Source organism: Eggerthella hominis (assembly GCF_014287365.1).
In the GTDB taxonomy this organism is placed as follows: Bacteria; Actinomycetota; Coriobacteriia; order Coriobacteriales; family Eggerthellaceae; genus Eggerthella; species Eggerthella guodeyinii.
In genome coordinates this window covers 308,974-323,015 of sequence record NZ_JACOOA010000004.1, presented here as the reverse complement: position 1 = coordinate 323,015, position 14,042 = coordinate 308,974, and the positions used below count along the sequence as shown (strand labels likewise).

The window sequence follows — 14,042 nt, the reverse complement described above, 5'->3', positions numbered from 1 at the left end:
CCTTGCGCCCGAGGGGAGCAGGAACGCGCTCCCCTCGGGCGGAACGGGGCTAGTCGGTGCGGCGGCGCAAGCGCGCTGCAACGAGAACGGCCGTCGAAAGCGCCGCGAGCGCGAGGGCCGCGAAGGCCAGGGCGGCGGTCGCGTCGCCGGTGGGCGCGAGGGCGGCCGCGGCGCCCGGCAGCGGCGTGGGCTTCTCGCCCGACCCGGAACCAGAACCTCCGTTGGGGGCCGGTAGCGGCTCGGGATCAGGGTCGGGCGTCGGCTCGGGGTCGGGGGTCGGCGCGGCCACGATCGTCACCGTGCCGACCACGTCGGCCGGGTCGAGCACGTAGTTGCGCATGTCGTCGCCGGAGAGGCGCACGGTCGAGGCCGCGAAGGGCTTGCCCTCACCGGCCGCGGCATCGGCCGCGGCGCCGTCGGCGACGCCGGAAACGTCGTCGCCGTCGAGCGCGCCCGCCAGCACCAGCTTCACGTCCTGGAAGCCGGCCGTGCCGTCGTGGTTCTTGGAAGCCGACGGATCGGCCGCATCCACCGTCGCGCTCAGCGCTTTGGGCGAGATCGCCAGCATACCGGGCTTGTAGGATATCGCGTAGTTGTCCGACGAGAGCCCGGAAGCCGTTATCGCATAGGAGCCCACCGGGTCGCCCGCGTCGTAAGCGCACGCAAAGGCGAGCTCACCCGCAAGTGCGCCCGCCCCCTCCGCTGCGACGAAGCCGTCGAAAGAGACCTCGAACGGCGGGGCCGCGTCACCGTACACGGCCGCGGCGTCGAGCGCCGTTACCGTCAGAGGCGCCTTCGCTATCTCGAAGGTCACCGTAGCGCTACCAGCGCAAGGCGCATCGTCAGGAAGCGAGACCGTGACCTCATAGGTTCCGACCGCAGTCGGAGGCGCGGGAGTCGATGGGCTGGGCCCGGGGGACGCGGCTTTGTAGGAAGCCTCGAAGGGACCGGCGTAGACCTGAGTCGTGCCGTCCGGTGCGATATAGGTCGCGCCAGCTGAAGCGTCGAAGCCCGCTTGGGGGGCGCCCGTGTAGGTTCCGTCCACGGACTGGATGGCGAAGTAGGCCATCGGCTTGGCGGTGTAGGACACGGCTACCGTAATGGTCGAATTCTCGTAGTTGTTCATGCTGGTCACCGCGACAGCCACCTCATCAGAGGTGGTGTTGCCAGCGTCGTCGGCGACGAGAACCAGCTCGTTGCCCTCCACATGGGCGGACACCAGGCCGCTGTAGGAAGCATCCGGAGCAACGGAGAACGCGGCGTCGGTCGCGCCGTTGGGAAGAAGCTCCGCCAGGTCGATGCGCGCCTCGTAGTCCGACAGGTAATTGGGCATGGTGGCTGAAGCAGACAGGTTGAGCGCGTCGGCCCGAGTGATGCCGCCAGGCGCATCAACGCTCGCCGCGTCCTCGGAGAGCAGGTAGAAGCCGGCGTCGGGACCGGAAAGCGTGATGTCCGTTGCGTTCACCTGCGTCGTGTGCGCGTCAGCCGACGCGAACGCGAAGGAAGCCGTAGCGGACACGTTGTCGCCCCCAACAAGGCCACTGAGCCCCACGGTCGATACAGCGTCCTCGGGAAGATCGGTCGTGCCGTCGTAGGGCTTGGTGGTGGTGCCCGTCACGGCCACAGTCGGCTCCACCGTCTTGGGAGCAAGCGTTACGGTGATGGGATCGGAAATTGCATCAACCAGGTTGCCGAAGCCCGAGGAGCGAGCGTAGACCGTGTTGGGGCCAATCGCGAGGCCTTGACCCCGGGTGTCGTAGGTGAACGTCACGTCCCCCTCTTCGGTCATACCCGTCTTCGTGCCCAGGGTGCGCTCCACTTTGTTGGCATCGACCACGTAGAACTCGAATGTGGGCTCTATTGCCTCGCGGGTTGAGAACGTCGTGGTCGCGAGACTTTGTGTCGCGGTGAACGTCACCGTCTCACCATAGGCTGGGCTGCTGTTGTCGACGGTGAGTTCGATAGTGGCTTCGGCCTGCGTGATGTTTGCGGGGGTTGTGAGCTGCGAGGGACCTCTGTAGAAGTAGTTCTTGGCGACAGGACCGTCCGTAACGAGCGCGATGCTCGTTACGTTGACCTTCTTGCCCTCGCCGACGTCCGCGCTCTCAAACGACGCGGAGGCCGTGTAGTCTGTGCCCAGTGCGAGCGACTCGCCCTCGACGAGGTTCTCAAACTCGATGTTCCCGATCGTCGCGTCCGTCGTCTTGTCGTAGGTCTTGTCCGCAACCTCTACCGAAGTCGCGGTTATGTCCCTCTTCGTGATGATCACGTTGCCGGACACGTCAGAGGTTGCGAGGGAATAGTTGCCCTTGGCGGTGCCGGAGAGGGTTGTGGAAGACACCGTGAAAGCATACTCGCCAGCATCCTTGGAGGCTGCGGTGCCTTCTGCTGTGGCGCTTACATCGTCGTTCGAGACGACGCCCTCCAGTTCGAGGTCGACGCCCGTGAACGCAGTAGTACCGTCGTAGGTTCTTTCAGCCGAGTCGTCGGTGGAGTTCACTGTCGCTGTCAGAGGCTTGGGTGAGATGGTCATCTCGCCTTCGACGGTCGCCTCCCTATACGGTACGCCGCCCACAATTGCCGCAGGCAAGATCGCGACCACGTTGTAGGTTCCAGCGTTGGTTGGCGCGATGTCCGTCTTGTCGGTTGAGTCGACAATGCTGTAGGACCATGTCACGTCAGCGGAGGCGTCCGTGTCCCCGCGCTTAGCGGTTTCGATAAGTGCTGTGGGGTTGATGGGTGAGCCGTCGTACTCGAAGTCCTGAGGCTCGTCCTTGAACGCGAGGGTGGGGTCCTGAATTGTATAGACGCGCACGGGGTAGCTCGCGCGCAGGCTTTCGTCCGTGTCGTTGTTCTCCGCTGCGAGGTAGTCCTCGGACAACGTCACGCCGTAGACCTTGCTGTCGGAAACGGCGTCTCCCGGGAATGCGCCACCGGTGATGGTAACGCCGGAAGTACCCCGCGCATCGGGGCCGCCGCCGATGGGATCGGCGTTAGAACCCGAGACAGCCTTCACGTAGCCGCCCGAGATGGAGATGCTCGTGCCGGAGCCCTGGTAGCCGCCCCCGATGCCGGCTGCTAGAGCGCCGCCCATCGCGGTCACCTGGACGCTCCCGGAGATGGAGATGTTCGAGGCGTGACCTCCCTGGCCTCCGCCGATGCCGGCGCCGCCTCCGCTCCCGCGCGCCTCGAGAGAGCCCGAACCGGAAATGGACAGCGAGTTATCTCTGCTCTTCTGCAAACCGGCGCGGTTTGCCGCCGATTTCAGGGAGTTGGCCGTCTCGGGGGCGAGCACGAGGTCGAGGGATTCCCCCGTGACGCTGAGCGCGGCCACGCCGTCCTGACCGGACGCGTCGATGTTGACGCCCGCCAGGATGACGTGCGCTTTACCCCCAGGGACCTCGATGACATCGCCCGTCGGGTCGTCCGCGCCCTCCCTCATGGAGATCGTCAGCTCCGCGCCGTCCTTGACGGTAAGCTTGCCTAAAGTCTGCAGCAAGCCATCGGTGAAGCCGTACTCGTAGTCCTTCCCATATTCGCCGCCGGTCACATGGAAGTCGCCGGTGGAGTAGGCGCGCACGGGATACTCGTCAGCAAGGGCATCGGTATTGGCCCCCAGGGCGAAGCCCGAGGCCGGCTCGATGCCGTAGACCTTCCCGTCGGCCCAAGCCGAATCCGCGAACGCGCCACCGGTGATGGAGACCCCGGAGGTGCCCTGCGCGCTCGTGCCGCCGCCGATGGGATCGGCTTTACTGGAGATGCCCGTCCCCGCGACCGCCTCCACGTAGCCGCCCGAGATCGCGATGTTCGAGCCTTCGCGGTGGGCGCCGCCACCGATGCCGGCAGCGGCGCCGCTGCCGTCGCCACCCGTTGCTTTCACCTGAGCGCTTTCGGAGATCGTGATGTTCGAGCCGTCGCCGCCTTTGCCGCCGCTGCCGTCGCCGCCGCCGATGCCGGCACCGCCGTTGATGCCCGTTGCGGTCACCTGCGCGTTCCCGGAGATCGTGATGTTCGAGCCGTCGCCTTCGCTTCCGCCGCCGATACCGGCACCGAGGAGGCCGCCCTGCGCCTCGAGGGAGCCCGAGCCGAAGATGGTGAGCGGGAGCTCGCCGTTCTCCAAGCCGGCGCGCCTGAATCCCGACTTCAAGGAGCTCTTCGTCCCCTCGGCAAGCACGAGATCGAGGGTGCCGGACGCGATGTATATCGCGGCTGCGTCGTAAATCTTGCTCACGTCGATATTGACGCCCGCGAGGGTGACCTTCGCGCCTTCGGCTTCGGTCACGATGGTGTCGGTTGTCGGGTTAGTCACGCCCTCTTTCATGGAGATCGTCAGGGGCGTGGAAGACTTGATGGCGAGGACGTTGGAGTCGTATTCGTAGTCCGTGCCGTAGGCGCCGCCCTTGACGGAGAAATCGCCCGTCGAGTAGACGCGATGGGGATACTCGTCCACACGGTCATCCTCGTTGGCGCCCAGCACGTATCCCGAGGTCAGCCCGACGCCGTAGACCTCGATGCCAGCCACGGCGTCTTCCGGGAAAGCGCCACCGGTGATGGAGACCCCGGAGGTGCCCTGCTTGCCCGAGCCATTGCCTATGGGTTCGGCCCCGGGGCTCTCCGCGACCGCCTTCACGTAGCCGCCCGAGATGGCGATGTTCAAGCCGCCGCCCGAGTTGCCCCCGCCGATGCCGGCAGCGCTCAAGCCGCCGGTCGCCGTGACCTCGGCGGAGTCCAAGATCTTGATGTTCGAGCCGCCGCCCGCGTAGCCCCCGCCGATACCGGCGCCGGAGGAGACGCCACCGGTCGCCGTGACCGCGACGGAGCCCAAGATGGCGATGTTCGAGCCGGAGCGCATGCTGCCCCCACCGATACCGGCGCCGAGGGAACCGCCCGCCGCCTCGAGGGAGCCCGAGCCGGAAATGGTCAGCGGGTACGCGCCGTTCTGAAGGCCGGCACAGTTGTTCCCCGACTTCAGCGAGTTGGCCGTCCCGTCTTCGAGCACGAGGCTGAGGGAGCCGGACACGACGCTCATCGCGGCTGCGCCAGCCACCCCGCTCACGTCGATCCTGACGTCCTTGAGGGTGACCGTCGCGTCTGCTGCAGCGGTCACGATGGTGTCGGTCTTCGTCTCGTCCACGCTTTCCTTCATGGAGATCGTCAGGGACGTGGAGGACGTGACGGTGAGGACGTTACTAGCGTACTCGTAGTCCGTGCCGTAGGCGCCGCCCTCGACGGAGAAATCGCCCGTCGAGTAGACGCGATGAGGGAAGTCTTCCTTGTGGTCGTCCTCGTTGGCACCCAGCACGTAGCCCGAGGTCAGCCCGACGCCGTAGACCTTCCCTTCGGAAACTGCATCTCCCGGGAACGCACCACCGGTGATAGAGACGTCGGCATCGTCGACGGCGCGGTTGCCGTTGCCGATGGGATCGGCGCCATCCCCAGCCGTCGCCCTTACGTAGCCCCCCGAGATCGAGATGTTCCCGACGACAGCTGCGTAGCTGCCGCCGATGCCGGCTGCACCCGCTCCGCCTTCGGCTTCCACCGTCGCGCTTCCCGAGATGGTGATGTTCGAGCTTGAAGGGCTGTCGCTGCCGCAGCCGATGCCGGCACCACCGTGGGATACTTCATCCGGACCGCCCACGGCCATCACCTTCACGTCCCCGGTGATTGTGATGTCCGAGCGGCCAAGGCCTCTAAAGCGGGAGCCGATGCCGGCGGCGCCGTGGCCGCCCACGGCCTCGAGGGTGCCCTCCCCGCCAATAACAAGTGTGTTGACTCCGTTCTCCAGACCCGCTCGGTCGTAGCCGGACTTCAGGAAGCTATCGGTGTCGCCTGCCAGCGTGAGGTTGAGGGAGCCGGATGCGACGCTCATCGCGGCTGTACTGGCCACCCCGCTCACGTCGATCCTGACGTCCTTGAGGGTGACCGTCGCGCCTTCGGCTTCGGTCACGATGGTGTCGGTCGTCGTCTCAGTCACGCCGCCCCCCATGGAGATGGTCAGGGGCGTGGAGGTCTTGATGGTGAGAACACCGGAGTTGTACTCGTAGTGCGTACCTATCTCAGGGTCTGTGCTGGTTTCGGTCAGGACGACCTTGAAGTCGCCAACTTCGACCGCATGCGCATCACGCGGCAGCGCGAGAATCGCAACTGCCGCCAGCACAAGGGCAAGCGTCAGGCTTAAAAAGAACCGACCCCCCCCCCGTGCGCGTTTTTCCGCGCTATGCGCGGGGGAACGGTACTCTGCAAGAGCCCCATCCCCGTTGATCGTCTGTCGTGCCGCTATTCGCGTCGCGTTGCCCATGGCGATCCCCGTTCCCGACAGCGCTGTCTTATCGCGCCATCGTGTGAAGTATCTCCGAGTATAGCATGCGAGGCCCCGCAGCAAGGGGCACGCTCGAACGGAGACCCCGCTTTTCGGTCAGCGCCTTCTCCCATCGGGCCTGATAAAAAGAAGGATATCTAATCCATGGCCGCCGCAGTCGCCCAGCTTGCCAACGCGCTCGACATCAAGCTGGCCGCGCGCCTCGAAAGGGACGTGCTGTCCATCTCGCTGGAGTTTGCCGGGTAGGCACACCCACATACGGTTCGTGCGCGCCAACTCCAAGATTCCCGTTAATTTTGGGTTCATGTGGCACCTGCATACTGTATCTCGTTCGGGCGGGCGGACGGCGGCGAACGCGGCGTCCGTCCCCCGAAGCACGCACCCCTCCTGAAATGCTCTGGAAAGGAAGTAGATGGATGCCATCGCGAACATACTCAAAGGAGATCGAACCCTGTCCGAGAACGTCAAGGCGTTCGCCGTGAAGCGGGCCTTGGGATACCTGGACAAAAATCCCGACGAGAACATTCCCAAGCTGCTCGATTGGGTGGAGTCGTTCGATTTCAAGGGCTCGCTCGCACCGCATTGCCAGGCCATGCGCAACGTGGTGAACGATCCCGAGGGAAACTGGTGGCGCTTCGCCAAAAGCATGTGGACCGACATCGACTCCCACGTGCGCAAAAAGGTGTTCGAGAACCTCATCGTGAACGCCTCGCTCGTGGGCTACCCGCGCCAGCAGGCGGCAAGCGAGAAGCACGACTGCAACGTGCCGTGGGCCATCCTCATGGATCCGACCAGCGCCTGCAATCTGCATTGCACCGGTTGCTGGGCAGCCGAGTACGGGAACAAGCTGAACCTGAGCTACGAGGAAATGGACGGCATCGTGCGCCAGGGCAAACAGCTGGGCACCTACGTGTACCTGTTCACCGGCGGCGAGCCGCTCGTGCGCAAGCGCGACATCATCCGCCTGTGCGAAGCGCACTCCGATTGCGCCTTTCTCGCCTTCACGAACGGCACGCTCATCGACGAGGAATTCGCCGACGAGATGCTGCGGGTGGGCAACTTCGCCCCGGCCATCAGCATCGAAGGATTCGAAGAGGCCACCGACGCGCGACGGGGCTCCGGCACCTACGACGCCACCGTGCGTGCCATGGAAATCCTCAAGCGCAAGCAGCTGTTCTTCGGCGCCTCATGCTGCTATACCAGCGCAAACACCGAGGTCATCGGCAGCGAAGCGTTCATCGACCACCTTATCGATTGCGGCGCGAAGTTCGCCTGGTTCTTCACCTATATGCCCGTGGGCAACGAGGCGGTGCCCGAGCTGATCGCAAACGCCGGGCAGCGCGCGTTCATGTACGAGCGCATCCGAGCCTACCGCGAGACGAAGCCGCTGTTCACCATGGATTTTTGGAACGACGGCGAGTTCGTGGGCGGCTGCATCGCGGGCGGACGCGTCTATTGCCACATCAACGCGGCGGGCGACGTGGAACCGTGCGCGTTCATCCATTATTCGGATTCCAACATCCGCGACAAAACGCTGCTCGAAGCCTACCAATCCCCGCTGTTCAAGGGATACCGGGCGGCTCAGCCGTTCAACTGCAATCATCTGAGGCCGTGCCCCCTGCTCGACAACGAAGGCGCGCTGGCTTCGCTGGTAGACGAGTCGGGCGCCCATTCGACCGACCTCGAAAGCCCGGAGGACGTGCATGCGCTCACGGGCAAGTGCGCGCATGCGGCGCAATGCTGGGCACCTTTGGCCGACAAGCTGTGGGAGGCGAACCCGCGCTCCACCATGGACGAAGCGCATGCAACCGAGGACACCATTGCGTCCGCAGGGCGCACGCAGGAAGCTAGGGCGTCGTAGAATCTCGGACACTCCTGACGGCGGCTAGCGCTGGCGGAACCAGCAGCAGCGTTGTTGCCGCCAGGAGCACGAGGTCGAACGGGTTTCCGGTGACGTAGGTTTGCTGCACGTCGCCGGCCAGCAGCAGCGGGGCGCTGTAGAAGAGGTTGAACGCGGCGTGCACGCCGACGAGCGTCCACAGGTTGCGCGTCTTGAAGTACACCATAGCCATGAACAGGCCGAACAGGCCCGCCTGCACAGGCTTCAGCACCGCCTGCAAGCCGGAAACGACATCGATGGCAACAACGGCTTCGCCCAACGAAACATGCAACGCACCGAACAGCACGGCCGAGACGAGCGCCGCGCGCAACATGCCGCGGCGGCTGCCGCCCAGCGCCGGCACGAGCGCATCGAGCGCCAGCACGCGGAACACGCCCTCCTCGAACACGCCGGTAACCAGGCAGAGCGCCACCACCTGCGCCACGTGCAGCGGCGCGACGTCCAGCACGGCGCCCTGTGGCAGCGCGAAGAAGGACGCGACGCCCGCCGCCAGGCCGATGGCCGCCACGTACCCCGCCCACGGCCCCAAGCCTCCCGCGCTGCCGAGGCGGGGCGCGCGCAACGCCCGCGGGTTCGATGCGCCTACGGCTGCGAGCGCGAGCGCGGCCAGCGCGGCCCCTTGCATGAGCGATCCGCCGAGCGTGTCGCCCGGCACCAGCGAGAAGCACGCCGCCGACGCCACGAGAGCCGCGACGAACACGGCAGCGCGATGATTCCGCGCAAGCCCTCCGTCCGCCTCAAGCCCCACCGTGGAATTCGTGCGCGCCACGCGCCTCATCGCCCTTCGCCCTCGAGTACATCGTATCCAGGCAGTATACTGGAACGCCATGAGCACACCGCCGAGCATATCAACAGCCACGCCGAATCGGGGCGTCTCGTCGTTCACGCTCAAAGTGGTGGCCATCGTCGGCATGACGTTCAACCACTTCTGCTACATATTCTTTCCCTACCTGCCAACCGAAGCTCTGTGCGTGCTGTTCGGATTCGGCGGGCTCACCTTCCCCATCATGGCGTTTCTGCTGGTGGAAGGCTACCATCACACCTCCAACATCAAGCGCTACGCATCGCGGCTGTTCGTGTTCGCCCTCGTGTCGCAGGTGCCGTACGGGCTGTTCCTGGCACCTACCACGCTGAACGTGCTGTTCACGCTGCTCATCGGGCTGGGCATACTGTACCTGTACGACACCATGGAAAGCCGCGCGGGGTTCTGGCTGGTCGCGGCGTCGCTGACGGCCCTCAGCGCGCTCTGCGATTGGGGCATCCTCGGGCCGCTCATGATCCTCATGATGCGCGTGATCCCCGACCGGCGCCAGCGCGTGATCCTGCCGCTGCTCCTGCCCATTCTGGGCGACGGGCTGCCGGCGCTCTCCAACTACCTGGCCGCCTTCGACCTGGAGCTGCTGCCCCCCGTGCTGTACCCGCTGCTGGGATGCACCGCCACCATCCCGCTGCTGCTCGCCTACAACGGCTCGCGCGGCCGCCCGATGAAGTGGCTGTTCTACGCGTACTACCCCGCGCACATCCTGGTGCTGGGCTTGGCGAAAGGGTTGCTGCTGAACGATTGGACGCTGGGGTTCTAGCTACTTCCAGTCGCTTCCCAGCACGACGAGGAAATCACTTTCGAACAGGTACGATCCGTCGTTCGCCATCGCTTTGCCCACGCCGAGGGCCTCCGCGATCTCCTCCGCCTGGGACGCCTTGCTGCTGTCGTCGTAGACGACGAGCGTGCTCGTGTAGTCGAAGCTGTCGGCGTTGCCCGACTCCACGGTGTAACCCAGCTCCTCGATGCGCTCGGACGCCTCGGTGCCTGCGCCGGTGATGCCGTTGCCGTTGCGCACGGCCACGTTGCCCGTGCGTTTCGCCTTCTTCTGCGTGCCGTCCTCGTTCGTGCTCGTGTGCGTCTCGCCGCTGCCGGTGGTGGCCAGCACGGTGTTGGACAGCTCGTCGACGATATCCTCGTCGGTGGGCGGAAGACCCTGGTCGACGCGGGTCATCATCTTCTTCCACTCTTCGACGTTGTTGATCTCGTACCAGATGTCGTTGATGTATTCGGACGTCGTGGGCTCCATGGCCGAGTAGATGTCGGTGGAGGGATCGAGGCCCTGCATCGTCTGCGCGAGGCCGATGATGTCGGTGATCTCGAGATCGGTGGTCACGTACTGGGACAACGCTTGCACGGTGGACGCCATCGTGGCCACGTCGGCCGCGAGGATCTTCTTCGCGATGGCGGACAGCACGAGGCGCTGGTTCGCGGCGCGGTACGAGTCGCCGTCGCCGTATTCGTCGTAGGCGTGGCGCGAGCGGCACAGGATGAGCGCCTGGTCGCCGTTGAGGGTTTGCAGCCCGGCGTCCAGATGACCGCCGGCGTCCTCGTCGTCGATCTCCATGGGCACGTCCACCTCGACGCCGCCGAGCGCGTCCACGATGTCCTTGAAGCCGTCGAAGTTGATTTCCGCATAGTGCGAGATGGGAACGCCGGCCAGCTTCGACACCGTGTTCACCGTGAGCGCCGCGCCGCCGATGGCATGCGCGGCGTTGAGCTTGTTCTGGCCGTATTCTCCCATGTCAACCAGCGTATCGCGGTGGATGGAGACGAGCGTGGCCTTCTTGTTCACCGGGTCGATGCGCGTAAGGATGATGCTGTCGCTGCGGAACTGGTCGCCGGCGAACTCCTGGGAAGCCTCGCGGTCGTTCGAGCCGTCGGTGCCCATCAGCAGGATGTAGAACGGCTCGTTGGCCAGGTCCGTCTCCACGAGCGCCTCGCGCAGCTCGGCGCTGACGCCGTCGTGCAGGTTGCCCGAGAGGATGTTGTAGTACGCAAACGCGGCTCCGGCTCCGCCCAGCACCAGCACGCCCACCACGGCGAGCGCGACGACGAGGGTGCGGCGGCGCTTGCGGGCGCGCGTGCGCTCGTAGTCGCCGCGCGACACGCGGCGCGGCGTGGGAGCGGGCTCGCCCTGAACGCTAGGGCGACGGCCCGGTTCAGCCTGGCGAGAACGGGATCGGGAAGAGGGGCGCGCGGGGCGCGATTGAGGGCTGCGTTTATTGTCCATGGCGCTATTCTGGCGGCAGCATTCTACGCGCGCAACCGCCTCCACTCGTTTCCTAGGAAAAGCCCACAGGGCAAGAAGATGCGAGAACTCGACCGCACGCCGCGCGCCGCGCGCCGGGCGCCGCGCTCAGGACGGCGGCTGGTCGCTGCGCTCGTCCAGGACGACCCGCCGCGACACGCAAAATGCCGACTTCTAGGCAATTTTTTCGTTTTGCGAACGCTTCAGCCCCTTTTAAAGCCTCAAACGCATTCGCCCATTTTCACGACCTGGGGTTTTCGCACATAGGCCCCTCGCAAAAGTCGTTTTCGAGAGGCCGGGGTTCGCAAAACGAAAAAATTGCATGCTTCGGGCCGATTCGCATGCCGGGACTTCATCCGGCACGCGAATTCGCATCGCAGCATGCACAGACTTCGCGCTACGCGCGCACGCCCAGCTTCTTGGTCATCGCGTCGTTCGCATCCTGCTCGACCCCGTCGTCGAGCGGCTCGAGGCGCATGGCCGGCTGGCCCGTCCGCGCGGCAAGGCGGTTCAGGGCGCGCGCGAGCAAATCGTCCGCAACCTCGGGGTTCTTCGCCAGCAGCGGCCCGTGCAGGTACGTGCCCACCACGTTCTTGTAGCGCACGCCGTCCTGCTTGTCGGCGTCGTTGTTGCCGTGGCCCGTTGCGGACGCCACGGCGCCGAACGGCTCGACGCCCGCGCCAAGGTGCGTGCGGCCCGCGTGGTTCTCGTAGCCGACGACGGGGCGCTTCGCCAGCGGCGACGTCAGCACGATGTTGTCGATGAGGCGGTCGCCGGAACCGCCAACCGCGCGCTCGGTGGTCATGTCGACGATGCCGAGGCCCTTCACCACCTCGTCGCCCAGCAGCCACTCGTGGCCGAGAATCTGGTAGCCGCCGCAGATGGCCAACAGCACGCCTCCGTCCTCCACGTAGGCGTGCAGCTGCTCGCGCATGCCCATGAGCTCGGCCGACGCGAGCCGCTGCTCGCGGTCGGGGCCGCCGCCCAGCATGACGAGGTCGACGCCGGAAAGGTCGACGGTCTCGCCGTGGTTGACGCGCTTGACCTCCACGGGGATGCCGCGCCAGCGAAGACGCTGCTCGAGGATGCGCACGTTGCCGCCGTCGCCGTACAGGTTGAGCAGGTCGGGGAAGAGGTGCGCGATCACAAGTTCCGCTGGCTTTCCAGCCGATGAACCTGCAGGAGCGCCAATCGGCGCGGATACCGGTTCATCGCTCCCCGCATCGCCCGCCGCGCCACGGGCGACGACATCCCCATTGGCGCGAGCGGTCAGCACCGCGTGCACCGGGGGCAGCGCGGTGTAGTTCGCTATCAGGTAGGCGTTCTCCGCGGCCGGCAGGCTCGCGATGCGCTCCAGCAGGTCGTCCGCATCGGCAACCACCTGGGCGTTTATGCCGGCGTACTTCAAACGCACCTGCATGTCGTTCGCGCGCATGCCGCCCGCGAACACGGTGAGCTTGGCCGGATCGTCCGCCAGCTCCTCGAAGTCGATGTCCCACAGCCACGACACGTCGCGACCGTCGCCTTCCTTGTCGTTCACGAAGAAGGCCACCACCTTGTCGTGGGGGTCCTGCGCGACGATCTTGAGATTCTGATTGAACCCGGTGGGGTTCTTCGCGAGGTTCAGCAACACGCGCCGGCCCGCGATGTCGAACGTCTGCAGGCGCCCGTTCTGGGGGTCGAAAGCGTCGATGGCCTGCTGCAACGAGGGCAGCGGGCAGCCCGCGAGGTCGGCCGCCGCCGCCGTGGCCAACAGGTTGTACACCATGTACGCACCCGTGTACGGCGCGCCGATCGTACCCGCAGCCTCGCCTTCGCCGCCCCGACGCACGTCGAACGACAGCCCGTCGAGCCCCAACCGCACGCACTCGGCGGCGTAATCCAAAGCAGGACGCGCGAACCCGCAGGTGGGACACGAGAACGCGCCCAGCTGCCCGTACTGGCGGTACGCGTACTCCAGCATGGAGGAGCAGCGCTGGCACATCTGCGCGTCGGCCACCGAGTTCTGCGGCAGCCCCAGGTCCTCGTTCACGCCGAACGCGATGGAGCGGTTCGCCGCGCGCTCGGCAATGCGCGCGCACAGCGGGTCGTCGGCGTTGAAAACCAGCACGGTGTTCGGCGACTTCTCCAGCGCGCCCACGATGCTGTCCTGGATGCGGTCGATCTCGCCCACGCGGTCCAGCTGGTCGCGGAACAGGTTGAGCAGCACCACGTACGTGGCCTGCAGCTGGGGCAGGATCTTCGCCAGCCACAGCTCGTCGCTCTCGAACACGCCCCAGTCCGACGGGCCCGCGTGCAGCAGCGACGTGGCCACGCCCGAGTCGAGGTTCGCGCCGGTGCGGTTGCACACCACGCGCTCGCCCGCCAGCTCGAGCGCGTCGGCCAGCAGGTTCGTCACCGTGGTCTTGCCGTTCGTGCCCACCACGCACACCGAGCCCTTCGCCAGCTTCGGCGCGAGATCGGCGATGAGGCGCGGGTCGAGGTACAGCGCGATTTTGCCCGGAAAGTTCGCGGCGGGACGGCGGAACACGTTCTTGAGGCCCCACGTTGAGACGGCGCTGACGGCGCGGGCGCCGGCGAACTGCAAACCCATAGGTCATTCCTTTCGATCACGTTGCGTTCAGTATAGTGGTTCCACCGCGCCCCGCACGTCGCCCCTGCCCGCACTGACACCTGCCCTCCATACAAATTTCAGGACGGTCGCACGCAGGCCGACATGCGGAATAGCCCCTCATCAGTCGGTCGCCCTCTT

General features: G+C 65.8%; 6 protein-coding genes. 2 read left to right on the top strand and 4 right to left on the bottom strand.

Translation table 11 applies throughout. The features are described 5' to 3' along the window. Positions 1–49 precede the first annotated feature (49 nt). Positions 50–6,298, bottom strand: a complete 6,249-nt coding sequence (locus H8S61_RS10800) for a YDG domain-containing protein (RefSeq protein ID WP_186938989.1) — start codon at positions 6,296–6,298, stop codon at positions 50–52. A 433-nt stretch (positions 6,299–6,731) separates the two neighbouring features. On the opposite strand from H8S61_RS10800, the gene H8S61_RS10795 reads away from it, so the two are divergent. After that, the gene (locus H8S61_RS10795; RefSeq protein ID WP_186938988.1) at positions 6,732–8,180 is read left to right on the top strand and encodes a radical SAM/SPASM domain-containing protein; all 1,449 of its coding nucleotides are present in this window, start codon (positions 6,732–6,734) and stop codon (positions 8,178–8,180) included. Here H8S61_RS10795 and H8S61_RS10790 read toward each other — a convergent pair. Further along, the gene (locus H8S61_RS10790; RefSeq protein ID WP_186938987.1) at positions 8,167–8,988 is read right to left on the bottom strand and encodes a CPBP family intramembrane glutamic endopeptidase; all 822 of its coding nucleotides are present in this window, start codon (positions 8,986–8,988) and stop codon (positions 8,167–8,169) included. The two genes, H8S61_RS10795 and H8S61_RS10790, sit on opposite strands and share 14 nt — an antisense overlap. 58 nt (positions 8,989–9,046) lie before the next feature. Here H8S61_RS10790 and H8S61_RS10785 point away from each other — a divergent pair, with 58 nt between their 5' ends. After that, positions 9,047–9,799, top strand: coding sequence for a TraX family protein (locus H8S61_RS10785; RefSeq protein WP_186938986.1), 753 nt, complete (start codon positions 9,047–9,049; stop codon positions 9,797–9,799). Here H8S61_RS10785 and H8S61_RS10780 read toward each other — a convergent pair whose 3' ends face one another. Beyond that, positions 9,800–11,149 (bottom strand): LCP family protein, encoded by a 1,350-nt coding sequence (locus H8S61_RS10780; RefSeq protein ID WP_186938985.1) that lies wholly within the window; start codon positions 11,147–11,149, stop codon positions 9,800–9,802. 538 nt (positions 11,150–11,687) lie between these two features. Further along, positions 11,688–13,883: a MurT ligase domain-containing protein gene (locus tag H8S61_RS10775; protein WP_186938984.1), complete on the bottom strand. Its 2,196-nt coding sequence runs from the start codon at positions 13,881–13,883 to the stop codon at positions 11,688–11,690. Positions 13,884–14,042: the final 159 nt, after the last annotated feature.

Excerpts from the sequence above, each read along its gene's own strand:
- H8S61_RS10800 (WP_186938989.1), bottom strand. The coding sequence starts at position 6,298 with ATGGGCAACGCGACGCGAATAGCGGCACGACAGACGATCAACGGGGAT.
- H8S61_RS10795 (WP_186938988.1), top strand. The coding sequence starts at position 6,732 with ATGGATGCCATCGCGAACATACTCAAAGGAGATCGAACCCTGTCCGAG.
- H8S61_RS10785 (WP_186938986.1), top strand. The coding sequence starts at position 9,047 with ATGAGCACACCGCCGAGCATATCAACAGCCACGCCGAATCGGGGCGTC.
- H8S61_RS10775 (WP_186938984.1), bottom strand. The coding sequence starts at position 13,883 with ATGGGTTTGCAGTTCGCCGGCGCCCGCGCCGTCAGCGCCGTCTCAACG.